Genomic DNA, 25,105 nt, shown 5'->3' on the forward strand with positions numbered 1-25,105 from the left:
GAGCATCGGCCCGCTGGATAAGAACGACAACCCGACCGGGGGCCTCAGCTCGATCATCGGCAGCCTGGAGCTGCGCTACAAGATCACCGACACGATCGGCATCGTGCCGTTCTTCGACGCCGGCGGCAAGATCACCGTCTCCGGCATCAGCGTGAAGGGCGAGAAGGCCTCGCTCGACGCCGCCGGGACGCTGGATGGCGACGTGATCCAGGGCACGGTCAAGGCGGCGCTCGGCTCGCTCGCCGCGGTGTCGCCCGGGGTCGAGGGCGCGGTGTCGGTCGACGCCACCCTGTCCGGCACCATCGGCGCGCTCGGCGTCAAGGGCCAGGTGGTGGCCGAGGGGGTAAAGACCGCCGGCCATACGGTCGAGCACCTGACCGTCGACATCGACGCCGCCGGCCTGCCCGCCGCCCCCGCCGGCACGGTCAAGCTGGCCGGCACGGTCGACGGCAAGCCGGCCACCGGCGACATCGTGCTGGCCCAGAAGCCGGATGGCGGCATCGATGTCAGCACGCTGGTGCTGGACGTCGCCGGCATCAAGGCCGACGGCAACGCCGCGGTGGCGGCCGACGGCAAGCCGGTCGGCGGCACCATCCGCCTGGCCGTGGCCGATCTCGGCGTCGTCGGCGCCTTCATCGGCCAGGCGCTGCGCGGCCAGCTCGACGCCACCCTGACGCTCGACCCCGCGGCCGGCGCCAAGATCGACCTGACCGCCCGGCGCGTCGCCTATGCCGACCAGGCCCAGCTCGGCGAGATCCGGCTGACCGGCACCGTGCTCGACCCGATGGCGGACGGAAGGCGCATCCAGGACGGCCGGCTGCTGGTCACCAACGCCACCGCCAGCGGCACCCCGATCAGCCGGGCCGAGCTGACCGTCGCCGGCACGATGCAGCAGCTGGCGCTGAAGCTGCAGGCCGCGACCGGCTACGGCACCGCCGACATGGCCGCCGATATCGGCCTGAACGGCGACGAGACCGTTGTCGGGCTGAAGAGCCTGGCGATCCGCCAATCCGGCCAGTCGGTCACCCTGTCGAGGCCGGCCACCATCCGCGCCGGCGCCACCGGCGTCGACCTCGGCACCATCGCCCTCGCGGTCGGCGGCGGCAGCGTCACCCTGTCGGGCAAGGCGGGTGACGCGCTGGACCTGCGCGCCCGCATCGCCGGGCTGCCGCTCGGCCTGGCGTCGATCGCCAGCCCCGGCCTCGCGCTGCAGGGGCAGTTGAACGGCGAGGCCACCATCACCGGCAGCGCCGCCGACCCCGGCGGCAAGTTCTCGCTGAAGATCTCGGGCGCCAGGATGGGCGGGCTGAACACCGCCGGCCTGCCTGCGATCGACGCCACCGCCGACGGCACACTGGGCGGGCAGCGGATCAACGTCACCAGCCGGGTCACCGCCGGGCGCGCCCGGCTCGACCTGCAGGCCGCGGTGCCGCTGGGCGGCGGGCCGCTTTCGGCCTCGGCCAAGGGCCAGGTCGACCTGGCGATGTTCAACGACTTCCTGGGCGCCGGCGCCGACCGCATCGGCGGCCCGCTGTCGCTCGACGTGAGGATCGAGGGCACGCCGGACAGGCCGCAGGCTTCCGGCACAGTCACCCTGCGCAACGGCAGCTATCAGAACTCGGAATACGGTGTCCGGCTGCAGAATATCGACGCCACGGTGACCGGTGCCGGCGACAGCTTCCGCCTGACCAGCCTGTCGGCCAAGACGCCGGGTGGCGGCACCATCAGCGGCGGCGGCAGCGTCACCCTGGGCCCGCGCGGCAGCCTGCCGGTCGATATCCGGATCCAGACCAGCAACGCGCTGCTGGTCTCCAGCGAGCTGGCGACCGTCCATGCCGACAGCGACCTGACCATGTCCGGCGACCTGTCGGCCGATGCGCTGCTCCAGGGCTCGATCAAGATCCGCAACGCCGTCATCCAGATCCCCGACACCTTCCCGGTTTCGGTGACGCCGATCCCGGTGCGCCAGATCAATGTGCCGCCGCAGGTCGCGGCCCGGATGAAGGCCGAGGGCATTGCCCTCAACACGGCGACGCCGCCGAGCCGGAACCGGAGCCGGAACCAGCCACAGAAGCCGCCATCGCAGATCCGGCTCGAGATCACCGTCGACTCGCCGAACCAGTTCTATGTCCGCGGCCAGGGCATCGACGCGGAGATGCAGGGCCAGCTCCAGATCACTGGCACGACCACCACCCCCGACATCGAGGGCAACTTCAAGATGCGGCGCGGCCAGATCTCGAAGTTCGGCCAGCGCCTGGACTTCGAGCACGGCAATCTCAGCTTCGACGGCGGGACGCTGGATCCGCGGCTGGACTTCCTGGCCTCGACCCGGGCCGGCGACGTCACCGCCAATATCGAGATCGGCGGCTATGCCTCGAAGCCCCAGCTCACGCTGAGCTCGTCGCCCGACCTGCCGCAGGACGAGGTGCTGTCGCGCCTGCTGTTCGGCCAGGCCACCGGCCAGCTCAGCCCGACCCAGGCGATCCAGCTGGCCCAGGCGGCAGCGGAAATGGCGGGTGTCGGGGGCGGCGGCACCGGCCTGCTCGGCGGCATCCAGAAGTCGCTCGGCCTCGACCAGCTCGACTTCAACACCGACGCCTCCGGCGGCTCGGCGATCGGCCTCGGCCGCTATCTCACCAAGGGTGTCCGGGTCGGGGTGGAACAAGGCATCGACGCCGGCAGCACCCGGGCCACGGTCACCATCGACATCACCGACAACATCAAGGGCAAGGCCGAGGCCGGCGGCGACAGCGGCGGCGGCGTCGGCGTGACCATGGAGTGGGACTACTGACGGCAGCGCGACTCGCTCGCGGCCGTCAGCCGGCGGCTCTCCGGTCCGGCGCCTCGTTGTCGTCCTGCGGGATCGCCACCGCGCCTTCCGGCAGGTGCTGGCGCAGGAACTCGGCCAGCATCTCGATCTCGCCCCGCCGTGCGGCGCCCCGGCGCCACACCAGCCCGATCCGGCGCGACGGCTGCGGCGCATCGAAGGGCCTGACCGCGATGTCGCTGTCGGCCGTGGTCGACGCGGTGCAGGCCAGGGCCGGCAGCAGGGTGATGCCGATCCGCCCGGCCACCATCTCGCGCAGGGTCGACAGGCTGGTGGCGCCGAACGAATCCTCCTCGGTTCGCGCCGCGCTGCGGCACACCTCCAGCGCCTGGTCGCGCAGGCAGTGCCCGTCCTCCAGCAGCAGCAGATGCTCGCCCGACAGGTCGGCCGGCGTCACCCGGTTGGCGCGGGCCAGGCGGTGGCCGGTCGGCACTGCCAGCAGGAAGGGCTCGTCGAACACCGGCAGCGAGTCCAGCTTCGGGTCCTCGGCCGGCAGGGCCAGCAGCGCCGCCTCCAGCTCGCCGCGGCGCAGCCGCTCGACCAGCCGGTCGGTCAGGTCCTCGCGCAGATAGAGGCGCAGGTCCGGATAGGTGCGGCGCAGCGTGCGCATCAGCCGCGGCAGCAGATAGGGCCCGAGCGTCGGGATCACGCCGAGCCGAAAGTCGCCGGCCAGCGGCGCCGCCTGGTCGCGGGCGGCGAGCAGCAGGTCCTGCGTCTCCGCCAAGATCCGCCGCGCCCGGGCGACCACCGCGTCGCCCAAGGGGGTCAGGATGATCCGCCGCTTCGACCGCTCGAACAGCGGCCCGCCCAGCATCTCCTCCAGCGCCTGGACCTGGGCGCTGAGCGAGGGCTGGCTGACATGGCAGGCGGCCGCGGCCCGGCCGAAATGGCGGATGTCGGCAACCGCGACGACATAGCGGAGCTGCCGCAGGGTGATCGGTTGGTTCATAGGCTCAAGCTATCATAATTGTCGGAACAATCGATTTGATTGTGGGACTCCGGCTTGCTATCTCCTTGCTGCACTGCGGTATCAACCCTGTTGCGCCGCACACAAAAATCCCACCAAAGATCCCACGGAGCCTCTCGATGCCCATGCTGACCATTGGCGACATTTTCCCGGATTTCTCGCTCCAGGCGGTCGTCTCGACCAACCCGAAGGACGCCTTCACCCAGATCGACCGCGCCGCCAGCAAGGGCAAGTGGAAGATCGTGTTCTTCTGGCCGAAGGACTTCACCTTCGTCTGCCCGACCGAGATCGCGGCGTTCGGCAAGCTGGCCGGCGACTTCGCCGACCGTGACGCGCTGACCTACGGCGTGTCGACCGACAGCGAGTTCGTGCACCTGGCCTGGCGCCAGAACCACACCGACCTGAAGGACCTGCCGATCCCGATGCTGGCCGACATCCGCAAGGACCTGAGCCGCTCGCTCGGCATCCTCGAGAAGAACGAGGAAGTGTGCCTGCGCGCCACCTTCATCGTCGACCCGGAGAACATCATCCGCTTCGTCTCGGTCAACGACATGTCGGTCGGCCGCAACCCGCACGAGGTCCTGCGCGTCCTTGACGCGCTGCAGACCGACGAGCTGTGCCCCTGCAACTGGCAGAAGGGCGAGGAGACCCTGCAGGCCGCCTGATCCGGCGTCCCGTCCTCTCCGGCCGGCCCCCTGCGGGCCGGCCATCGTCTTTTCCAAGTCCCGCCGGAGCCCCCATGTCGATCGACACGCTGAAGGCCGCCCTTCCCGACTACGCCAAGGATCTGAAGCTCAACCTGTCCTCGGTCCTGACCCCGCCCGGCGTGACCGCCCAGCAGATCTGGGGCTCGGCCCTGGCCAGCGCCCTGGTCTCGCGCAACGCCACCGTGATCAAGGCGATCGCGGCCGAGGCGGCGCAGCACCTGTCGCCCGAGGCACAGGGCGCGGCCAAGACCGCAGCGGCGATCATGGGCATGAACAACATCTACTACCGCTTCACCCATCTGGTGTCCGAGAAGGACTACGCGACCATGCCGGCCCGGCTGCGCATGAACGCGATCGCCAACCCGGGCGTCGACCAGGTGGATTTCGAGCTGTATTCGCTGGCGGTGTCGGCGATCAACGGCTGCGGCATGTGCATGGACAGCCATGAGCAGGTCGTCGCCAAGAAGGGCGTCGGCAAGGACGTGGTCCAGGCCGTGATCCGCATCGCTGCGGTAATCCACGCCGTGGCCGCCACGCTGGACGCCGAGGAGAAGCTGGCCGCCTGACGCCCGCGCCGCTCCGGCGAGAGAGCAGGCCCGCCCCGGTGGCGGGCCTTTTGCTATTCGGCGGCCAGCCGGTCCACCGCGATGCGGCGGCGGCGGATCGAGCGGTCGGCCAGCACCATCGGCATGCCGTCGGAGCAGGTCTCGACCCGCGCCTCGACGCCGTAGACATCGCGCAGCATCGCGGCGGTGACCACGGTGCGCGGCTCGCCGCAGGCGGCGACCCGGCCCTCCTTCAGCACCAGCACCCGGTCGGTGAAGCGCACCGCCTGGTTCAGATCGTGCAGCGCGATCAGCACGCACAAGCCCCGGCTGCGGGCGAGGTCGCGGACCAGGGTCAGCACCTCGACCTGGCGCTGCAGGTCGAGCGCGCTGGTCGGTTCGTCCATCAACAGGATGCGCGGATCGCGCACCAGCGCCTGGGCGATCGACACCAGCTGCTTCTGCCCGCCGCTGAGCTCGCCCAGGTTGCGCATGGCGAGGTCGTCGATCTCGAGCAGCGAAAGGGTGCGGGTAACGGCGTCGAGATCGCTGTCGTCGACGCGCCAGCCGGCGCTGCTCTTGCGCGCCAGCAGCACGGATTCGAGCACGGTGAGGACGGCGTTCACCGCCGCCTCCTGCGGCAGGTGGCAGGGCCGGCTCGGGTCGCTCGCCTCCCAGCCGGCGGCGGGGCGGCCGTCGATCCGCACCTCGCCAGGGCCGCCGATCAGCCCGGCGATGCGGCGGAACAGGCTGGACTTGCCGACCGCGTTCGGCCCGATCACCGCGGTGACCTCGCCGCCCGCCATTACCGGGGTGGTGATGCCGTGCAGCACCGCCCGGCGGCCATAGGCGACCGAGACGTCGCGCAGTTCCAGGGTGACGGGATTCACTGCCATGCGCGGCGCCGGCTGGCCAGGATCAGGCTGAAGAAGAAGGGCACGCCGACCAGGGCGGTGATCACGCCGATCGGGAAGATTACGCCCGGCACGATCGACTTCGACACGATCGAGGTGGCCGACAGCATCAGCGCCCCGGCCAGGGCCGAGGCCGGCAGGAAGAAGCGCTGGTCCTCGCCGATCAGCATGCGGGCGATGTGCGGCCCGACCAGGCCGACGAAGCCGATGGTGCCGACGAAGGCGACCGGCACCGAGGCCAGCAGGCTGACCGCCAGGACCGTCTCCAGCCGCAGCCGGCGGACATCGATGCCGAAGCTGCGGGCCTTGTCCTCGCCCAGGCGCAGCGCCGTCAGCTGCCAGGCCCGGCGCGCCATCAGCGGCAGCAGCACCACCAGCACCCCGGCGGTGACCGCGAGCTTGCCCCAGGTGGCCTTGCCCAGGCTGCCCATGGTCCAGAACACCACCGCGGCCAGCGCCTGCTCCGACGCCACATATTGCAGCAGCGACAGCAGGGCGTTGAAGGTGAAGACGATGGCGATGCCCAGCAGCACCACCGTCTCCATGGTCACGCCGCGGCGCTGGCTCATCACATGCAGCCCCAGCGACGCCGCCAGCGCCATCAGGAAGGCGTTGACCGGCACCATGATGTCGGTCAGGGCCGGGATCAGCGCCACGCCGAGGACGATGGCCAGCGCCGCGCCGAAGCTGGCGGCGGCGGAGATGCCGAGGGTGAAGGGGTCGGCCAGCGGGTTGTTCAGCACGGTCTGCATCTGGGCGCCGGCCACCGCCAAAGCGGCGCCGACGATCACGGCCATCAGCGCCACCGGCAGGCGGATGTCCCAGATCACCACCCGCAGCGTCGCCGGCACGGTCGAGGGCGAGACCAGCGCCGACACCACCTCGCCGACGCCGTAGCGCGCCGGGCCGATGCCGATGTCGAGCACCAGGCTGACCAGCAGCGCCGCGGCCAGGGTGGCGAGCAGCAGCAGCTTGCGCCGGGCCAGGCCGCGATAGGCGGCGCGGCCGGCGCGCAGATGGGTTTCGATCGGGGTCGGGCCGGCGCGGTCCGCCATGCGATACCTTTCAGCCCGCCGGGCTCAGCGAGACCCAGTAGCCGGGCCGGTACGGGATCGGCAGGAAGCGCTCGTGCAGGGTGCGGAACGTCGCCTCCGGGTCGAGGTCGGCGAACAGCTCCGGGTGCAGCCATTTGGCGAGCTGCTGCACCCCGACGAACTGGTACGGGCTGTCGTAGAACTGGTGCCAGATGGCGTGGACGCGGCCGTCGGCCACCGCCTTGACGCCGGTATAGGCCGGGCGCGCCACCAGCGCCGCCAGCCGCTGCTTCGCTGCCGCCTGGTCGGCATCGGGGCCGAGCCCGACCCAGCCGCCATCGGGCACGAATTTCGACCAGTTGGCGCCGGTGATGATGACGACGTCCGGGTTGGCGACCGTCACCTGCTCCGGGTTCAAGACGCCGAAGGCGCCGGGGATCAGGTCGGCGGCGATGTTGGTGCCGCCGGCCATCCGCACCATGCGGCCGAAATTCTCGGTGCCGAAGGTGGCGCAGCATTCGGCGCCCCAGCCGGTGCCGGCGGCGCGCTCGATCATCACCTTCGGGCTCGGCGCGCCCGCCTTGGCCAGCCGGTCCAGCACCAGGTCCAGCTGCTGGCGGTAGAAGGCGATGAACGCCTCGGCCCGGTCCTGCCGGCCGAGGATCTGGCCGAACAGCCGGACGCTGGGCTCGGTGTTGGTGAAGGGCTCGTCGCGGAAGTCGATGAAGACCGTGGCGATGCCGGCGCCCTCGAGCGTCTTGATCAGCCCGGATTCCTCGGCCGCCTGCTTCTGGCCCAGCAGCAGGAACAGCACGTCGGGCTTCAGCGCGATCGCCTGCTCGGCGTTGAAGGTGCCCTCCTCCGGATCGCCGATGTCGGGGATGGCATCGATGCCGGGGAACCGCGCCTGGTACAGCCTGTAGGTGTCGAGGTCGGAGCGCTCGAACTCGTCCTTCCAGCCGGCGATGCGGCCGATCGGGTTCTCGCGGTCCAGCGCGGCGACGATGTAGATCTGCCGCCCCTCGCCGAGCAGGATGCGCTCGACATGCTTCGGCACCTCGACCGTGCGGCCGGCCAGGTCGTTGACCGAGACCTTGTCCTCCGCCGCCAGCGCCGCGCCGGCGCAGAGGCTGAGCACCGCCGCCGCCAGGATCCGCATCATCGCGCCCATCGCCGCACCCTCTTCCGCAACCAGGGTTGGGGTATCACGCAGGGATTGCGATTGCGAGTGGCTTTCAATCACTCCCGGCGAGGCTGCAGCGAAGCGACGCCTCTGGCATGCTGTTGCCGCAGCCCCGGAGTCGCCGTGATTCAGCTGTCCTCCCTCCGTCCCGATCCGATCCATGTCCGCCAGGCGGTGCGGGGCGCGATCGCGGCCGTCGCCGCCTATGCCCTGGCCGAGGCCTTCGGCCTGCCCAAGGGCTACTGGTCGGTGCTGACCGCGGTGATCGTGCTGCAGGCCACGCTCGGCGCCACGCTGAGCGCAACCATCGACCGGCTGCTCGGCACCGCGTTGGGCGCCGTGGCCGGGGTGATCGGCGCGGTGCTGTCCGGCCCGTCGGTGCTGGGCACCGGCGCGGTGCTGCTGGTGGTCATGCTGGTCACCGTCTATATCGCCGCCCGCCGGCCCAACCTGCGCCTGGGCGCGGTCACCGCGGCGATCGTCATGCTGTCCGACCCCAGCCATGCCGACCCGCTGGGCGCCGCCTTCCAGCGGGTGGCGGAGATCGGCCTGGGCACCGTGGTCGGGGTGCTGGCCGCCCTGCTGATCCTGCCGTCCCGGGCCCGCGACCATCTGCGCGACACCGCCGCCGAGCTCCTCGGCCAATGCGCCGCGCTGCTGACCTTGATCGCCGGGCGGCTGGCCGGGTCGGCGGCGGATCCGACCCCGCTCAATCAGCGCATCCGCACGCTGCTGCGAAAGGGCGACGGCCAGCTGGACGAGGCGCGGCGCGAGCGGCCCGGCGCGATGCCGGAGCATCTCGACCCGGCGCCGATCATCCGCACCATCCGCCGCCTGTGGTACAGCGAGATCATCCTGAACCGTGCCGCCCAGAGCCCGCTGTCGCCAGCATTGCAGACCGCGCTGGGGGCGACGCTGGACCAGGCGGTGACGGCGGCGAAGAAGCGGATGACCTCGCTGGCCGCGTCGCTGGAGGCGAAGGCCGCGCCGGGCGAAGGCAGCGCGCTGGACCAGGCGGTCGCGGCGCTGCAGAGCAGCGTCGACGCCCTGCGTGGCACCGGCGGCGACGGGCTGGACGGCCGCGAATTCGGCCAGGCCTTCGCCTTGGCCTTCACCTTCGCCCAGCTCCGCGACAATCTCGCCGACCTGGCCGAGCGGCTGCGCGAGCAGGCCGGCGAGGCGCCGGCGCCGCTGACGGCGGATTGAGATCGGGGAGAGAGCCGCCATGACCGCATCCGGCATTCACGCCATCCTCTATGCCTTCTTCGACGCCGAGGAGCGGCTGGACCGCGCCGCCATGCGCCGGCAGACGGAGGCGTGCCTGGAGGCCGGGGTCGCCGGCATCGCCGCGCTGGGCCTGGCCACCGAGGTGGCGAAGCTGGGCTTCGACGAGCGCCGGGCGGTGATGGACTGGGTGGCCGAGGATGTCGGCGGCCGGGTGCCGGTCGGCTTCACCATCTTCGGGTTGTCGGTGGCGGAGCAGGTGGCGATGGTCCGCGCCGCCGAGGCCGCCGGGGCCGGCTGGCTGATCCTGCAGCCGCCGGCCGCCGGCAGCTACGGCGCCGGCGAGTATCTCGACTTCTTCAGCCGGGTGATGGAGGCGACGGCGCTGCCGGTGGCGATCCAGAACGCGCCGCAATATCTCGGCCTTGGCCTGTCCGCCGACGACGTCGCCCGGCTGATGCGGCGCCACGCCAACATGACGCTGATCAAGGCGGAGGGGTCGGCCGTCGAGATCGAGCGGCTGATCGCCACGACCGAAGGCCGGCTGCGGGTGTTCAACGGCCGCGGCGGGCTGGAGATGATCGACAGCCTGCGCGCCGGCTGCAGCGGCTTCCTGCTGGCGCCGGACGTGGTCGACCATGCGGTGGCGATCCAGCGGCTGCACGAGGCCGGCGACGAGGCGGCGGCCGCCGCGGCCTATGCCCGGGTGGCGCCGTCGATCGTCTTCGTCATGCAGTCGATCGAGACGCTGATCTGCTACGGCAAGCGCCTGTTCGCCGCCCGGGCGGGCCTGACGGTGCACGACCGGGCCCCGGCGCTGCGCCCGACCGAGTTCGGCCTGGACCTGGTGGCCCGGCATGCCGCGGCGCTGGGGGCTTTCGGGCGCCAGGGCTGAGCGTCAGTTCCGCAGCACGTTCGACAGCTCGCGCATCTGGGTGCGGGCGCGCAGCAGGAAGAAGCCCTGCACCGCCAGGTGGTTGGGCTGGAACATGGCGTCGGCGCGGCCGTTCATCACCACCAGCGGCCGCAGCTCCGCCGCCTCGCGCAGGTTGTCGACCATCTCGTCCCAGATCTTGGTCGCGCCGGACTGGGCGATCACCCCTTCGAAGTCGCGGCCGAGGGCGCGCAGCACCAGGAAATAGGCGTAGAGCCGGCCCTTGGTGGCATAGAAGATGTCATCCGCCTGGGTGTCGATCAGCCAGCCGCGGCTCGCCTCGATATGGTCGGCGATCACCGAGGATTGCGAGCCGAGATCGGCGGCGAAGCGGTCGATCGTCTGCAGCAGGTTGTCGGCCCGGCGCTCGAACGGCGCGGAGCCGGCGGCGACCCGCTGGTTGTAGCTGCGCAGCGCCCGGGCGGCGGCGCGGTACTGCGAATCCGACGACGCCGTCGGCGCCCAGGAGGTGTTGAGGTCGAACAGCCAGATCGTGCCGGGATAGCGCAGCAGGCCGGTGGCACGGTCGAGATCCGGATCCACCTGCGACGAGCCACGCGACCGACCGATCTGGTCGCCCATCTCGGCGGTGAAGCGCGACAGGGCGTAGATGATGCCCTGCTGGTAGTTCGGCATGTTGTCGAGCAGCCAGCCCGGCATGAAGAACGGATCGTTCGCCGTCCAGCCATGGGTGCCGCCGGTCTCGCGCTCGATCAGCGCGGCCGCGATCTCGACCGCCTGGCTGCTGTTCGCGACCGGCGCGGCCGCGGCGAAGTCCGGGTCGTCGTCGATGTCGTGCACGATGAAGGCGCCGACCGCCATGTAGAGCACGAACAGCACCACCAGCCCGCCGAGGCCCAGGCCGATCATGCGGGACCAGCGCCGGCCGCCGGCCGGCGGCGGTGCGGGCGGCGTCGCGGGCGGCGGCGTGCCTGGGGCCGCCCGGCGCCGGAACAGCCCGCCCAGCCGCGCAGCCCAGCCGCGCCGGGCCGGCGCGGGACCGAGATCCTCCTGGAAGATGTCGTCCGGCTGTCTGCTCACTCGCGCCTCACGCCCTGTCGGTCCCGGAAGACAGAATGGCGATGGCGGCGGTTCCGTGCCAGCCCCTGCGTCGTTGCCGCGTCAGCCGACGGCGCCGCGGCGGTTCAGCCGTGCCGGTGGATCTGGGGCGAGCCTCCGCAAGCGGCGCCATCGGACGTCGCGCGCGGTCTCACGGCGGCGTCCGGCCCACTCGGCGTCGGTCCATCGGCGCCGGCCGCGGGACGGCGCCGGATCGGACGGCGTCGAGACGGGCTCCCGGTTCCGGTCGAAGACCTCGCCGGTGGCGATGCCGTGGCTGCAGCGCTCGCTCTCGGGCCTGCCGGCATCATCGGCCGGGATGATGCGACAGAGGTTGGAAGCGGCGCGGTGCCGGGCCGGGCCGGAGGCCTGGCCGTTCGGGCCGGCGGCCGGAGGCCCGGCTTTCGCCGCGGCGGCAGACCTGCCGGCCGCAGATCCGCCGGCCGCAGGCCCGCCGGCCGGAGGGGGCGGCGGGAGGCCGAGGGCCCGGCACAGGCTGGCGATCAGGGCTTCGATCGGCAAGGCGGTGTCGGCGAGGTCGGCATCGATGCGCTCGTCCCCGGCCAGCCGGTCCCAGAGATCGGTGGTCAGCTGCTCCCTGGCTTCGGTGTCGATGCCGGGGGCGACGGCGATGGCGCGGGTGACTCCCTGGGCGACGGCGTGGCGTCGGCCGTTCGTCTCGTCCTGCCGGTCCTGCCGCCGACATTCGGCCTCGCGCTGCGCCTCCTGCCGCTGCTGTCGCAGCCTGGCCTGGAGCGCGATGGCGCGGCGGATGCCGAGGAACAGGCCGCTGAAGCGGGTCTCCGCAGTCCCGGCGCGGTCGAGATCGCCGGCCGCGAGGGCGGCGACGCCCTCGGCCTGGACGCCGCGGGCCAGCTCCAGCGCGAGCTCCATCAGCTCGGACAGCATGGCGGCGTCCCGGGCGTCCTCATCCGTGGCCTGCTCCTCCTGCCGCAGCCGGCGCAGCCTGGCCTTGAGCGCCAAGGCGCGGCGGATGCCGAGGAAGAGGTGGTTGAAGCCGGCCACGGCCTTGCCGGCGCGGTCGACATCGCCGGATGCCAGGGCGGCAACACCCTGGGCCTGGAAGGCCCGGGCCATCTCCAAAGCGAGCTTCGTCAGCCCGGACAGCACCTCGGTCTCCCGCTTGTCCGCCTCCGTGGCCGGCGACGCGGCAGAAGGAGTCCCGGCCCTGATGGCATCATCGACCATTCATCCATTAGAACAAAATAGGAACAAATCGTCAAGCGAAACCGCATCCGCCCAGGGTCGCCATGCCGGGCGCGCCGACTTGCCAGGCCTCCTGCCGATCGGATTCCCATCGCAAAGCATATGTCAGGCCGTGCCTCCGGCCGGGGAGGAGCCGGATGTCCTGGCCGCCGGTCCCCTCCGTGCGACAATGGTCGCCATGGAATCAGCGCTCCACCGTCGGGACGAGATGGCAATCCTGCAGCCAACGTTGCGAGTCGGGGACAAAGTCCGCTTCGTGTCGCCCGCGAGCACACCGGATCGAGAACGGGTGTTCCTGGCTCGCGACGTGCTGGAGAGCTGGGGACTGAGGGTCGACTTCGGCGAGAATGCCTTCCGGAAATTTTCCTATCTCGCCGGTACCGACGACGAGCGCCTGGCCGACCTCAATGCGGCACTGCGCGACCCTGCCGTCCGCGCCATCGTCGCGACGCGTGGAGGCAAGGGATCCTACCGCATCGCGGATCGACTGGACTTCGAGGCCGCCAGAAATGATCCGAAGCTGCTCATAGGCTTCAGTGACATCACCATTCTTCATCTCAGCCTATGGAAGAGCTGCCGGGTGATCGGCATCCACGGCGCACTTTACGCGGATGACGAGGAAGGGCGAATTCCTGAGGAGACGCGCTCATCTCTGCAGAGAGTTCTGATGACGTCCGACGATGTCGTGATCTCTTCCCGAGAGGACGAGCCGACATCCGCTCTGACGACCGAGGGAACGGCCTCAGGTCGCTTGATCGGAGGGAATCTCGACATGATCGCAACCGCCGCCGGCTGGGCTTTGCCCGATCTGAGCGGGGCGATCCTGCTCATCGAGGCGGTCGAGATGCATCTCGGCCAGGTGGACAGAGAGCTGACGATGCTCCGCAAGGGCGGGCACCTGGCCGGCGTGAGGGGAATCGCGGTGGGGCAATTCACGAAGTTCAATCCGGGCGGCGGCATCACGATCATCGATCTGCTCCGCGACCATCTCGGACAGCTCGATGTCCCCATTCTCGGCGGGCTGCCGTTGGGCCATGGGAAAAACCCGTTGTCGGTCCCGATCGGCTCGATGGCAGTCCTCGACACGGCGGCCCGGACGCTGATCGTCAAGCGATAGCCGGAAGCCGGCAGGCCGTGTCGCCTGGACTCGACAGCGGGCCCCGACTCGGCAGCGGCCCGACGGGCGGCGTGCGGAACGATCAGCGTGGCCCGCGCAGAAATTGGGTGACCGGCCGCTCGTCCCAGACCTGAACTTCGACGTAGCGATCGAACCGCCTGCGGTGATCCTGGCTCCAGCTTGCATCCGGCACCCCGAATTCCGCGACCACCTCCATGATCTGGCTCAACGAGAATACCCGGCCGTGATAGGGCCGGCGCTCGTCGCGATGGTCATCGCAGGTCGCGATCGAAAGGCTGGCCATGCTGTCCGGAAACGTGAAGGTCACGACATCCTCCGGCAGCGCATCGAGCGGCATCACGAGGGAACAGGGACGCGAAGGGTCCTTGCCGTCCGCGAAGTGCCCGAGGAAGAAGTAGATCGGTCTCTCCCGGCGCGTGGTCCCGAGCAGACGGCGGCGCTCCGCCATGAGCCAGGCTTCCGTCTCGAGCCGCTTGCGAAGATAGATCGGCTTGATCTGCCGGCGACCGGAGGTTCTGATCCGATCAAGAACCTGTTCGGCCTCCACGGGAGGCAGATCGCAGACGTTCCCGAGAAAGAGCCCTCCCGGATCGTAGTTGTGCGTCACCACGTCCGGCATCACGGACAAGGCAGCCTCCGCCGAGCTTCAGGCCGGGCATTGTTGCTGTCCCCCGATTGATCGGAGAGGCCGGTTGCGGTCACCGGGCCAGCCGCAAGGCAGTGGCGACCGCTTCGCCTTCTGCGGCGCCCTGGTCTTCGCCGTGGATGAAGGTTGCCACCGTGACTGGGACGGCGAGGTCAGGGAAGTGGTAGACGGCGTTGGTGCTGTGCGGCCCGCCCCCGGTGTGGCCGATGGCCCTGCCGACAACCCCCATTCGCCCCGACATCAGCCCCAGACCGTAGCCGCAAGCAGTCCAAGGGCGCCCTGGCACCGCCCCGCCGAGATCATGCCGCTGCAACATCGAGCCCAAGGAATCAGACGTCAGAATCTGTCCGCGGAACAGGGCGTTCAGCACCGCCGCCGCATCCATCGGAGTGCCGATGAGGCAGCCATGATAGGCCCATCGCGGGTCATAGCCCCTCAGATCCGGCCAGAACACGTCGGCGAAGTCCAAGGGCGCCGTCGCAAGCCGGACCGACCGCACCCCCAACGGACCGAACACCAACTTCTCAAGGGCCGCTCCCAAGGGAAGGCCCGTTGCGCCCTCGATGATCTCGCGGACGAACATATAGCCGACGTTGCTGTAGGCCCAGCCTGCCCCGGGCTGAAAGCTGAGGCGATCGGCGCCAACAGTGCTCAGAAGGCGATCGCGGGACCATGCGGCATCGTTCCGGGCGACGGCGTCTTGGTATGCCCTCAGTCGGTAGTAGTCCGGGACCCCGGCGCGATGTTGCAGGAGTTGCCGGAGCGTGTACGGCTTCCCCGGCATGACGGCATCCAGGTCGAGCCGACCCTGGTCGACCAGGCGGAGCGCGCCGATCGCGATCACGGTCTTGGTGAAGCTCCACCACGGAAACACAGCAGATGCCGCCCCGGCGGAGTTCACACTACCGTCGGATATGATCCAGGCCGAGTAGACCGAGCGGTTCTGCATACGGCAACAATCGAGGCCGGAACCCGGCAGGTCAACGGCTGCCCGCAGCCGAACGCGGTCCCCGCGCGGTCAGCCGCGCGGCACGACGGTGATCATGATCCCGGCGAAATGCAGGGCGCTGCCGGCCAGCACGAAGAGGTGCCAGACCATGTGGTTGAAGGGCAGCCGGTCCCAGACATAGAAGGCGATGCCGGCGGTGTAGGCGAGGCCGCCGGCCAGGATCCAGCCGACCGCGGCGCCGCCGAGCGACGACCAGACCGGGCCGATCGCGACCAGGATCAGCCAGCCCATGCCGAGATACAGCGGCACCGCCACGCGCCGGCTGTAGCGGCGCCAGGCCAGGCGCAGCACCACGCCGGCGACGGCCAGGGCCCAGATCACCGCGAACAGCGCCCAGCCCCAGGCGCCGCGCAGGCCGAGCAGCAGGAACGGCGTGTAGGTGCCGGCGATCAGCAGGTAGATCGAGGCGTGGTCGAGCAGGTTGCAGGCATGCTTGAAGCGGGGCGAGCGCGCCGCATGCAGCAGGGTGGAGGCGACATAGGTCAGCACCAAAGTCGCGCCATAGATCGCCAGGCTGACGATCTCGAGCGCGCCGCCATGCAGGCCGGCGAGGACCAGCAGCACCACCAGCCCGGCCACGGCGAGGGCGGCGCCGATGCCGTGGGTGACGGCGTTGGCGATCTCTTCGGCCAGGGTCTCGGTGTGCGTGGCGATCCCTTCGGTCATGGGATCAATCTAGCATCGGATCCGGCTGCCGCCAGGCGGCGCGATCCTCCATGAGACGCGTCGATCGTCACGGCGAGCCCCTGCCCCGCGGCAGGCTGTCGAATACGCCAAAACAAGTGTCATGATTTACAATAAAAGAATCTAATTTTGAACAATATTGAATAGACCACCAGCGACCGCTCATATTGATCTGTCAAATCCTCTTGTCAGATTTCGTTTCATTTGTAATGGTGAAATCCAGATCCGAATCTGAGGATCGGCATTTCGCCGCCAGATCCATAGACTTCGATGTTTCCGAGATCGAATAATCCAAGGGAGGCGAACTTGCATCCATGCCTGCGTCGATCGTGCAGCATGTCCTGCGTGAGTTCGCCCGCCTCCCGTTGAGATTTCGTCCGGGAAAGACCGGGATGTCGTCGCTTCCGTCCTGAGATCGGATCGACGACGCAAACCATGCCCTCGGAGACGTACCAAAAAACCAACCCAATCAAAAGGAGTCGGTCGTGAGAACATCTGCAACGACGAGATTATCGGAGCGCGTCCGGCAGACGACACTTCGGTATTCAAGACAGATCGCGCTGGCGCTAGCCCTCGCGATGTCCGGCGCGGGCCTGGCCCATTCGCAGGACCTGGCGACGCGGGCCAATCAAACGGCCTATGGCGGCCAGATCGGCGTCCCCCTCAAGCAGGGCGACTTCGTCTATCTGCCGGCCGGGTCCACCGTCACGGCCTGGGACTACCGGATTCCGGAGGCGCCCCGGCTGGCCGGCGACACGCGCCGGCAGCCGCTCGCCGGCGTCATCACCTCGATCGCGTCGCGGGGCCGATATCTTTACGCCGGCTGGCGGCGACAGAACGGCACATCCGGCCTGGCGATCTATTCCCTCCTCGATCCGGGGCGTCCGCGGCTGGTCGACGGCGGCACCCTGCGGAAGAACGCAGCGGCCGAAGACATCTCGGCGATCTCGATCGACGGGGATTTCCTCTATGCGTTCGACAACGAACGAGGCCTGGTCGTCCACTCCCTGGCCGATCCGCTCTATCCCAGAGCCATCCGGGTGGTCGAGGGCGGCCCCGCCGATGTGGTCGGCATCGCCGGCGGCCGCATCTTCACGTCCGGCCGGACGATGATCGGCGACACCCTGCTGCAGGTGTTCGACAACAGCCGGAAGAATTTTCCCAAGAAGGTGACCAGTCAGAATCTGGACGGGTTCGAGAATTTCCGCCTGCAGTTCGCCTGGCCGCTCGCGGTCGGGTTCGGGCTGAGCGTCAATCTGTACTACCTGCCGCCCTGGGGCGGTCCGCCGCTGCTGTGGGGCAGCGCGGCGCCGGGCGAAGCCCTGTTCAACGGCTTCGTCGCCGGCGACAAGGCCTATGGCTTCGGGGCCTCCGGCGTCAGCGTCTGGAGCCTGCGCCTGCCGGTCCGCCGGGTCGGCCGCGCCGACTTCGCCAATGCCTTCGCCGCTGAAACGACCACCGTGCAGGGCCAGTTCGGATGGGTGGCCACCACCACCGATCAGCTGGCTCTATTCGACACGGGCAAGACGGCATCCCCCCGCCTGGCCAGCGTCGTCGACACCCTTGGCGGCGCCGATGTCATGGACGCGGCCGTCATCGACCGCAGCCTGGTCCTGCTGCAGAACGTCTATGGGCTGAGCGCGGCCAACGACGATGATCTCACGCCGACGGGAAGGTTCGACGCCGACCTGCCGAAGGCCAAGCAGGCCCGTGCGTTCGAGGACATGTCGGTCGATGGCAGGCGGGCCTATCTGGCGGCCTGGGGCTATGGGCTGATCGTGGTCGATCTCAGCAATCCGTCGTCGCCGCGCGAGCTGGGGCGCCTGCCCGCCGAATTCTCCTCCGCGATCGCGGGGAAGGGCCGGCACGTCTATCTCGGCACGGCCACGAACGGGGGCTCGGTCACGTCCGTCGACGTGTCGAACCCGGCCCGTCCGGTGGTGCGGGATGCGGTTCCGGTGGACACCCGGGTCGAGCGGCTCAAGCTGGCTGGAAGGTTCCTCTTTGCGGCCACCGCGCCGGACGCCGCGGGAGGCCCTCCGGGGGGCTTGCGCATCTTCGATGTCGGCAATCCCTCACAGATCAGCGAGATCGGACGCTACAGCGACGATTGCGCGTTCGCGAGCGACCTGGCCCTCAGCGACGATGCCAGGACCGTCCATCTGCGATGCTCGAGCGGCCTGCACATCCTGGATGTGAGCCAGCCGAGCCGGCCGCTCCGCGTCGGGTTCTACGCGGCCAGCCAGGGTGACCGAGCGATCGCGCTCGGCTCCGGATCGGTGTTCGTCGCGACGGACGGGAATGTCGAGGAGGTCGATGTCCGCAATCCGCGCCAGCCGACCTTGCTGAATCGATATCAGCTTCCGGCCGAGGCTCGCCGGCTGCGGGTGATGCCGGGCCGTCGCCTGTTCGTGTTCACAGGGACGGGCGGCCTGCAGATCATCAAGCTGTAGCAGGCTGCGGAAAAGCGGGTCGCCGGGACTGCCCGGCGTGAGCGGCCCTGGGCGGGGAGCACCCAGGGCCGCCGATCGAGGTCAGGCGCGCCAGACCGGCTTGCGGATCTCTTCCTCGACATCGCTGTGGCTCAGGCCGACATCGGCCAGGACATGATCGTCGAGGCTGGACAGGTGGCGGCGCTGACGCTCGCGGTCCTGCCAGTCCAGAAGCCGGTCGACCAGGCGCAGGACCACGCCGCGGGCGGCGAGGTCGGTCCGAGTGGCGGTGAGCTGGATTCCAGTGGCGGACATGACGGTTCTCCTTGCTTACGAGGTCGGCTGGCCCCGCAGGGGAAGCATCCGCCTCGCCCTGATAGTTGTGCCTTCGTTCTCGTTTCGACAAACGAGGCTTTCTCGTGCTACGGCTTAGAAAATCTATCGCTCGACCGGGCCGATCCGATGGCGCGCCGCCTGCCTCCGCTCAATGCCCTCCGCGCCTTCGAGGCGGCCGCCCGGCACCTCAGCTTCGTCGATGCGGCCGACGAGCTCGCGGTCACCCCCGCCGCGGTGAGCCATCAGGTCAAGGCGCTGGAGGCGCATCTCGGCGTCGCCTTGTTCCAGCGGCTGCCGCGCGGGCTGGTGCTGACCGAGCAGGCCCGGATCCTGGCGCCACAGCTGACCCGCGGCTTCGACCGCCTGGCCGAGGCGGTGGCGCGGGTCCGGGTCGACGACGTCCAGACCGTGCTGTCGGTCACCGTTCTGCCCTCCTTCGCCGTGCGCTGGCTGCTGCCGCGCCTGGCCGGCTTCCGCCGGCTCAACCCCGGCCTCGAGATCGAGGTCCGGGCCCAGCATCAGGCGGTGGATTTCCGCGGCGAGCGGGTCGACATCGCCCTGCGCTACGGCCGCGGCGGCTGGCCCGGGCTGCATGTCGAGCGCTTCCTCAACGACGCGGTATTCCCGGTGTGCAGCCCGCAGCTGCTGGACGGGCCGCACCCGCTGCTGCGGCCCGAGGACCTGCGCCGCCACATCCTGATCCACGACGTGCTGACCGGGGATGACGAGCCCTGGGTCACCTGGCAGCACTGGCTGCTGCATTTCGGGCTCGACGACATCGACCACCGCCGCGGGCCGCGCTACAGCGACAGCCACATGATGCTGGAGGCCGCCGCCGCCGGCGAAGGGGTGGCGCTCGGCCGCAGCTCGATCATGGCCGACGACCTGGTCCGTGGCCGGCTGATCCGCCCGTTCCCGGACATCCAGGTGGCCGACTACGCCTACCATTTCCTGTGCCGGACCGACGCCATCGACCGGCCAGGAGTCCGCGCCTTCCGCGACTGGCTGGTCGCCACGGCGGCCGATGACCCGACCGCGCCCGACGCCGCGGCGCCTGCCCCGGCGCTCGGCGGTTGAGCACAGTCCCCACCGATAGGCCTTTTGTCCGATATTAATACTGATTTTCAACGCAAAATTTGCTTTGACCGTTTGGTCAGGATTTCGTTACGGTTCCATTCCAGGAGAGGCGGCGCCGAGGGCACGGGGAAGCCGGTCACGGCGCCATGCGAGGCTTGCGGTTCGTCGTCTCCCGGCTGGATGTCCGGGATCGAGCCCCTGGGAGAGATGATGACGACGGCATCCGACGCCGGTGCGGCCGGCCTGCTCCATATCCTCGACCCATGCCCCGGCCTCCGGCCCCTCGCGGCGCTGGCGCCCCATGCGCATGGCAGATATGTTCTGACTCTTGGTTCGACAGGGAGCGTCTTCCAACAATGAAAAACCTTCTCTCCGCCCTCGCCCTCACCACGGCGCTCGTGGCCGGGGCTGCCTTCGCCGCCGAGGTGAAGCCGGCAGTGGTCTTCGACATGGGCGGCAAGTTCGACCGCTCCTTCAACGAAGGCATCTACAACGGCTCGAAGAAGTGGTCCGACGAGACCGGCGTGAAGATCGCCGAGTTCGAGGTCACCAACGAGTCCCAGCGCGAGCAGGCGCTGCGGCGCATGGCCGAGAACGGCGCCAACGTCGTCATCGCCGTCGGCTTCGCCCAGGCCCCGGCGCTGGAGATCGTGGCCGAGGAATTCCCGGACGTGAAGTTCGCGATCATCGACGCGGTGGTCGAGAAGCCGAACGTCCAGTCGATCGTGTTCAAGGAGCAGGAAGGCTCCTTCCTGGTCGGCGTGCTGGCGGCGCTGGCCTCGAAGACCGGCACGGTCGGCTTCGTCGGCGGCATGGACATCCCGCTGATCCGCGCCTTCGGCTGCGGCTACGTCCAGGGCGTGCACTACGCCAATCCCAGCGGCAAGGTGCTGGAGAACATGACCGGCACCACCCCGGCCGCCTGGAACGACCCGACCAAGGGCGGCGAGCTGGCGCGCAGCCAGTTCGACCGCGGCGCCGACGTGGTCTATGCCGCGGCGGGCGCCACCGGCCTGGGCGTGCTGCAGGCAGCGGCCGACGCCAAGAAGCTGTCGATCGGCGTCGACAGCAACCAGAACCACCTGCATCCCGGCTCGGTCCTGACCTCGATGCTGAAGCGCGTCGACGTCGCCGCCTACGAGGTGTTCAAGACGGCGCAGGACGGCACCTTCAAGCCGGGAATCAAGGTCCTCGGCCTCAAGGAGGACGGCGTGGGCTGGGCTCAGGACGACAACAACGCCAAGCTGATCACGCCGGAGATGAAGACCAAGGTCGACGCCGCAGCCAAGGGCATCATCGACGGCTCGATCCCGGTGGTGGACTACCGCACCAACAATTCCTGCCCGATGTAACAGCGGCGTCCGATCCGCAATGGACAAGGATGGCGTGACCCGCGCCGCGACGGTTGGCGGCGCCCCTGCAGGGGCGCCGCCGGCGATCGAATTGCGCGGCATCAGCAAGAGCTTCGGCCCGGTCAAGGCCAACCAGGACGTGTCGCTGACGATCGCCCCCGGCACGATCCATGGCATCATCGGCGAGAACGGCGCCGGCAAGTCGACCCTGATGTCGATCCTGTACGGCTTCTACGAGGCCGACAGCGGCGAGATCCTGGTCAACGGCCGGCCGCAGCGCATCACCTCCTCCAGCGACGCGATCGCGGCCGGCATCGGCATGGTGCACCAGCACTTCATGCTGGTGGAGCCGTTCACCGTGCTGGAGAACGTGATCCTCGGCGCCGAGGGCGGCGCGCTGCTGGCCGGCGGCAAGGCCCGGGCGCGGGCGGAGCTGCAGCGGCTGGAGCGCGAATACACCCTGGAGGTGCCGGTCGACGCCGTGGTCGGCGACCTGCCGGTCGGGCTGCAGCAGCGGGTCGAGATCCTGAAGGCGCTGTATCGCGGCGCCGACACCCTGATCCTGGACGAGCCGACCGGCGTGCTGACGCCGCAGGAGGCCGACCATTTGTTCCGCATCCTCGCGGCGCTGCGGGCGCAGGGCAAGACGGTGATCCTGATCACCCACAAGCTGCGCGAGATCATGGCGATCACCGACGCGGTGACGGTGATGCGGCAGGGCCGCGTCGTCGCCAATGTCGCCACCAAGGAGACCAGCCGCGAGCAGCTGGCCGAGCTGATGGTCGGCCGCAAGGTGCTGCTGCGGGTCGACAAGACTCCGGCCCGGCCGGGCGAGACGCTGATGGAGGTGCGCGGCCTCGACGTCGTCGACGGCCAGGGCGTGCGCCGGGTCAAGGACGTGTCCTTCGCCCTCAGGGCCGGCGAGATCGTCGGCATCGCCGGCGTCTCCGGCAACGGCCAGTCGGAGCTACTGGCCGCCCTGGCCGGCATGGTCCGGCCGGCCAAGGGCGACATCGTGGTCGGCGGCACCGCGCTGTCGGCCCTGCCGCATGTCGACGCCAGGACCCTGCGCGGCCTCGGCGTCGGCCATGTGCCGGAGGATCGGCATCGCGAGGGGCTGGTCACCGCCTTCACCGCCGCGGAATGCTCGATCCTCGGCCATCACGACGACCCGGCCTATAACGGCGCAGTGATGACCGACGGCCGCAAGGTGCTGGCGCAGTGCGAGCGGCTGATGCGCGACTACGACGTCCGGCCGCCGAACCCGCATCTCAAGGCCGCCAACTTCTCCGGCGGCAACCAGCAGAAGATCATCGTCGGCCGCGAGGTCGAGCGCGACCCGAAGGTGCTGCTGGTCGGCCAGCCGACCCGCGGCGTCGACATCGGCGCGATCGAGGCGATCCACCGCCGCCTGGTGGCGCTGCGCGACAGCGGCAAGGCGATCCTGCTGGTGTCGGTCGAGCTCGACGAGATCCGCTCGCTGGCCGACCGCATCCTGGTGATGTTCGACGGCATGATCGTCGGCGAGGTCGCGGCCGACGGCGCCACCGAGCAGTCGCTGGGCCTGATGATGGCCGGCGTCCAGCAGGAGGCGGCGGAATGAGCGCCTTCGGCCGTCCGGCCGATGTGCCGCGCTGGGTGTCGATTGCCCTGATCCCGGCGGTCAACCTGGTCCTCGCCTTCGTCGCCGCCGGGCTGGTGGTGCTGCTGATCTACTGGGGCCAGTACGCCGACGGCACGCTGCCGGGGGCGGACTATCTGTACACCCCCGTTCGAGCCGCGGAACTGCTGGTGACGGGCGCCTTCGGCACCTTCCCCAACTGGAGCTACACGCTCTACTACACCACCAACTTCATCTTCGCCGGCCTGGCCGTGGCGGTGGCCTTCCATGCCGGGCTGTTCAACATCGGCGCCGAGGGCCAGGCCTATGTCGCCGGGCTCGGCGCCGGCCTGGTCTGCCTCTATCTCGACTTCCTGCCCTTCATCCTGGTGCTGCCGCTGGCGATCGTCGCCGCGGCGCTGTTCGGCGCCGCCTGGGCCTTCATCCCGGCCTATCTGCAGGCCAGGCGCGGCAGCCACATCGTCATCACCACCATCATGTTCAACTTCATCGCCTTCTCGCTGATGAACTACCTGATGGTGCATGTGCTGATCGCGCCGGGCCAGCAGTCGCCGGAGAGCCGGGCCTTCATCGCCAGCGCGACGCTGCCGACCATCACCGATGTGATGGGCTGGTTCGGGGTGAAGCTGCGGCGGCTGCCGCTGAACCTGTCCTTCCTGTGGGCGCTGGCCTGCTGCGTCTTCGTCTGGATCTTCGTCTGGAAGACCCGCTGGGGCTACGCGCTGCGAACCGTGGGGCTGAACCCCCGCGCGGCCGTCTATGGCGGCATCTCGGTCGCCGGCGTGATCATCCTGGCGATGTGCATCTCCGGCGCCCTGTCCGGCTTCATCGCCCTGAACGAGATCATGGGCGTCAACCGGCGCCTGCTGCTCAACTTCGTCGCCGGCGCCGGCTTCGTCGGCATCGCCGTGTCGCTGATGGGCCGCAACCATCCCTTCGGCATCATCTTCGCGGCGCTGCTGTTCGGCGCCCTGTACCAGGGCGGCACCGAGCTCAGCTTCGTCATGCCGGAGATCACCCGCGACATGGTGGTGGTGATCCAGGGTCTGGTGATCCTGTTCGCCGGCGCGCTGGAGAACCTGTTCCGGCCGAAGATCGAGGCGCTGTTCCGGCGCCGCGCGCCAGCGCTGCAGGCGGCAAAGGGGGCAAGCTCATGACCCTGCTCGACGTCATCGCCCTGCTCGACGCCATGGTGCGGACCTCAACGCCGCTGGTGCTCGCCGCGCTGGCCGGCCTGTTCGCCGAGCGCGCCGGGCTGGTCGATATCGGGCTCGAGGGCAAGATGCTGGCCGCCGCCTTCGCCTCCGCCGCCATGGCCGCCTATTCCGGCTCGGCCTGGGCCGGGCTCGGCATGGGCGTGGTGGTCTCGATCGTGCTCGCCCTGCTGCACGGCTACGCCTCGATCACCCATCGCGGCAACCAGGTGGTCTCCGGCCTCGCCATCAACATCCTGGCCTCGGGCCTGACGGTCACGCTCGGCATCGCCTGGTACCAGCGCGGCGGCCAGACCCCGTCGCTGGAGGGCGACGCCCGGTTCCAGCAGATCGTGCTGCCGCTGGCCGACACGCTGCGCGAGGTGCCGGTGATCGGGCCGATCTGGTCCGAGCTGGTCTCCGGCCATTCGGTGCTGGTCTACGCCGCCTTCCTGGCGGTGCCGCTGACGGCCTGGATCGTCTACCGCACCCGCTTCGGCCTGCGGCTGCGCGCGGTCGGCGAGAACCCGGCCGCGGTCGACACCGCCGGCATCTCGGTGACGGCGCTGCGCTACCAGGCGATGGTGCTGACCGGCGTGCTGTGCGGCCTGGCCGGCACCTATCTGTCGGTGGCGCAGAACGCCTCCTTCGGCCGCGACATGACCGCCGGCAAGGGCTACCTGGCCCTCGCCGCCTTGATCTTCGCCAAGTGGAAGCCCTGGCCGGTGATGTTCACCTGCCTGCTGTTCGGCATGCTGGAGGCGATCGAGGCACGGCTGCAGGGCACCCGCATCCCGGGCATCGGCGAGATCCCGGTCCAGTTCATCCAGGCGCTGCCCTATATCCTGACGGTGGTCCTGCTGGCCGGCTTCATCGGCCGGGCGACGGCACCGAAGGCCAGCGGCGTGCCCTACGTCAAGGAACGGTGAGCCCGCCCCGGATCGCAAAAGCGACACGATGCGGCGATACCACAGCAGGACGCCTGTCCTCGCCGGC

General features: G+C 69.7%; 22 protein-coding genes. 12 read left to right on the forward strand and 10 right to left on the reverse strand.

Features of this window, described 5'->3' with window-relative positions:
* A partial coding sequence (locus tag ACTOWL_RS31420; RefSeq protein ID WP_441325228.1) for a translocation/assembly module TamB domain-containing protein occupies nucleotides 1-2,791 on the forward strand: 2,791 nt, incomplete at its 5' end.
* Nucleotides 2,792-2,816: 25 nt separating this feature from the next.
* On the opposite strand, the gene ACTOWL_RS31425 is transcribed toward ACTOWL_RS31420, so the two are convergent.
* On the reverse strand, nucleotides 2,817-3,776 hold the full coding sequence (locus tag ACTOWL_RS31425; RefSeq protein WP_441325229.1) for a LysR substrate-binding domain-containing protein: 960 nt from the start codon (nucleotides 3,774-3,776) through the stop codon (nucleotides 2,817-2,819).
* A gap of 137 nt (nucleotides 3,777-3,913) precedes the next feature.
* Here ACTOWL_RS31425 and ACTOWL_RS31430 point away from each other — a divergent pair, with 137 nt between their 5' ends.
* Together ACTOWL_RS31430 and ACTOWL_RS31435 are read left to right on the forward strand one after the other, a co-directional pair.
* Nucleotides 3,914-4,459: a peroxiredoxin gene (locus tag ACTOWL_RS31430; RefSeq protein ID WP_441325230.1), complete on the forward strand. Its 546-nt coding sequence runs from the start codon at nucleotides 3,914-3,916 to the stop codon at nucleotides 4,457-4,459.
* A 74-nt stretch (nucleotides 4,460-4,533) separates the two neighbouring features.
* Entirely contained in the window at nucleotides 4,534-5,067 is a 534-nt protein-coding gene (locus tag ACTOWL_RS31435) for a carboxymuconolactone decarboxylase family protein (RefSeq protein WP_441325231.1), read from the forward strand.
* 53 nt (nucleotides 5,068-5,120) lie between these two features.
* Here the strand turns inward: ACTOWL_RS31435 and ACTOWL_RS31440 are convergent, their stop codons facing one another.
* The 3 genes from ACTOWL_RS31440 to ACTOWL_RS31450 are packed head-to-tail and all read right to left on the reverse strand — an operon-like array spanning nucleotide 5,121 to nucleotide 8,165.
* Complete coding sequence (locus tag ACTOWL_RS31440; protein WP_441325232.1) at nucleotides 5,121-5,942, reverse strand: ABC transporter ATP-binding protein; 822 nt, start codon at nucleotides 5,940-5,942, stop codon at nucleotides 5,121-5,123.
* On the reverse strand, nucleotides 5,933-7,015 hold the full coding sequence (locus ACTOWL_RS31445; protein WP_441325233.1) for a FecCD family ABC transporter permease: 1,083 nt from the start codon (nucleotides 7,013-7,015) through the stop codon (nucleotides 5,933-5,935). The genes ACTOWL_RS31440 and ACTOWL_RS31445 overlap by 10 nt, the downstream gene beginning before the upstream one ends.
* Nucleotides 7,016-7,025: 10 nt before the next feature.
* Nucleotides 7,026-8,165 carry an ABC transporter substrate-binding protein gene (locus ACTOWL_RS31450; protein WP_441325234.1) on the reverse strand — a complete coding sequence of 380 codons (1,140 nt, stop codon included), beginning with the start codon at nucleotides 8,163-8,165 and terminating at the stop codon, nucleotides 7,026-7,028.
* 135 nt (nucleotides 8,166-8,300) lie between these two features.
* On the opposite strand from ACTOWL_RS31450, the gene ACTOWL_RS31455 reads away from it, so the two are divergent.
* Nucleotides 8,301-9,383 carry an FUSC family protein gene (locus ACTOWL_RS31455; protein ID WP_441325235.1) on the forward strand — a complete coding sequence of 361 codons (1,083 nt, stop codon included), beginning with the start codon at nucleotides 8,301-8,303 and terminating at the stop codon, nucleotides 9,381-9,383.
* 19 nt (nucleotides 9,384-9,402) lie between these two features.
* Entirely contained in the window at nucleotides 9,403-10,296 is an 894-nt protein-coding gene (locus tag ACTOWL_RS31460; RefSeq protein WP_441325236.1) for a dihydrodipicolinate synthase family protein, read from the forward strand.
* Nucleotides 10,297-10,299: 3 nt separating this feature from the next.
* On the opposite strand, the gene ACTOWL_RS31465 is transcribed toward ACTOWL_RS31460, so the two are convergent.
* Nucleotides 10,300-11,376: a DUF2333 family protein gene (locus ACTOWL_RS31465; RefSeq protein WP_441325237.1), complete on the reverse strand. Its 1,077-nt coding sequence runs from the start codon at nucleotides 11,374-11,376 to the stop codon at nucleotides 10,300-10,302.
* A gap of 81 nt (nucleotides 11,377-11,457) precedes the next feature.
* Entirely contained in the window at nucleotides 11,458-12,603 is a 1,146-nt protein-coding gene (locus ACTOWL_RS31470; RefSeq protein WP_441325238.1) for a hypothetical protein, read from the reverse strand.
* Nucleotides 12,604-12,799: 196 nt separating this feature from the next.
* On the opposite strand from ACTOWL_RS31470, the gene ACTOWL_RS31475 reads away from it, so the two are divergent.
* Nucleotides 12,800-13,738 (forward strand): S66 peptidase family protein, encoded by a 939-nt coding sequence (locus tag ACTOWL_RS31475; protein ID WP_441325239.1) that lies wholly within the window; start codon nucleotides 12,800-12,802, stop codon nucleotides 13,736-13,738.
* Nucleotides 13,739-13,820: 82 nt separating this feature from the next.
* On the opposite strand, the gene ACTOWL_RS31480 is transcribed toward ACTOWL_RS31475, so the two are convergent.
* The 3 genes from ACTOWL_RS31480 to trhA all read right to left on the reverse strand — a co-directional run bounded on the left by ACTOWL_RS31480 (nucleotide 13,821) and on the right by trhA (nucleotide 16,080).
* Nucleotides 13,821-14,387, reverse strand: a complete 567-nt coding sequence (locus ACTOWL_RS31480) for a hypothetical protein (RefSeq protein ID WP_441325240.1) — start codon at nucleotides 14,385-14,387, stop codon at nucleotides 13,821-13,823.
* Between the two features lie 70 nt (nucleotides 14,388-14,457).
* Nucleotides 14,458-15,354, reverse strand: coding sequence for a serine hydrolase domain-containing protein (locus ACTOWL_RS31485; RefSeq protein ID WP_441325241.1), 897 nt, complete (start codon nucleotides 15,352-15,354; stop codon nucleotides 14,458-14,460).
* Between the two features lie 69 nt (nucleotides 15,355-15,423).
* The gene (gene trhA / locus ACTOWL_RS31490) at nucleotides 15,424-16,080 is read right to left on the reverse strand and encodes a PAQR family membrane homeostasis protein TrhA (RefSeq protein ID WP_441325242.1); all 657 of its coding nucleotides are present in this window, start codon (nucleotides 16,078-16,080) and stop codon (nucleotides 15,424-15,426) included.
* A 596-nt stretch (nucleotides 16,081-16,676) separates the two neighbouring features.
* Between trhA and ACTOWL_RS31495 the strand changes: the two genes are divergently transcribed.
* Entirely contained in the window at nucleotides 16,677-18,551 is a 1,875-nt protein-coding gene (locus ACTOWL_RS31495) for a hypothetical protein (protein WP_441325243.1), read from the forward strand.
* An 81-nt stretch (nucleotides 18,552-18,632) separates the two neighbouring features.
* On the opposite strand, the gene ACTOWL_RS31500 is transcribed toward ACTOWL_RS31495, so the two are convergent.
* Nucleotides 18,633-18,845 (reverse strand): DUF1127 domain-containing protein, encoded by a 213-nt coding sequence (locus ACTOWL_RS31500; RefSeq protein WP_441325244.1) that lies wholly within the window; start codon nucleotides 18,843-18,845, stop codon nucleotides 18,633-18,635.
* 147 nt (nucleotides 18,846-18,992) lie between these two features.
* On the opposite strand from ACTOWL_RS31500, the gene gcvA reads away from it, so the two are divergent.
* The 5 genes from gcvA (at nucleotide 18,993) to ACTOWL_RS31525 (ending at nucleotide 25,038) form a co-directional block, all read left to right on the forward strand.
* Complete coding sequence (gene gcvA / locus ACTOWL_RS31505) at nucleotides 18,993-19,943, forward strand: transcriptional regulator GcvA (protein ID WP_441325245.1); 951 nt, start codon at nucleotides 18,993-18,995, stop codon at nucleotides 19,941-19,943.
* 356 nt (nucleotides 19,944-20,299) lie between these two features.
* Nucleotides 20,300-21,295, forward strand: a complete 996-nt coding sequence (locus ACTOWL_RS31510) for a BMP family lipoprotein (RefSeq protein ID WP_441325246.1) — start codon at nucleotides 20,300-20,302, stop codon at nucleotides 21,293-21,295.
* 19 nt (nucleotides 21,296-21,314) lie between these two features.
* A complete protein-coding gene (locus tag ACTOWL_RS31515) occupies nucleotides 21,315-22,898 on the forward strand; it encodes an ABC transporter ATP-binding protein (RefSeq protein WP_441325247.1) in 1,584 nt (527 codons plus the stop codon).
* Nucleotides 22,895-24,073, forward strand: a complete 1,179-nt coding sequence (locus tag ACTOWL_RS31520; protein ID WP_441325248.1) for an ABC transporter permease — start codon at nucleotides 22,895-22,897, stop codon at nucleotides 24,071-24,073. The genes ACTOWL_RS31515 and ACTOWL_RS31520 overlap by 4 nt, the downstream gene beginning before the upstream one ends.
* Nucleotides 24,070-25,038: an ABC transporter permease gene (locus ACTOWL_RS31525; protein ID WP_441325249.1), complete on the forward strand. Its 969-nt coding sequence runs from the start codon at nucleotides 24,070-24,072 to the stop codon at nucleotides 25,036-25,038. The genes ACTOWL_RS31520 and ACTOWL_RS31525 overlap by 4 nt, the downstream gene beginning before the upstream one ends.
* Nucleotides 25,039-25,105: the final 67 nt, after the last annotated feature.

Origin of the sequence: Inquilinus sp. CA228, assembly GCF_052078665.1 — a bacterium.
In the GTDB taxonomy this organism is placed as follows: Bacteria; Pseudomonadota; Alphaproteobacteria; order DSM-16000; family Inquilinaceae; genus Inquilinus.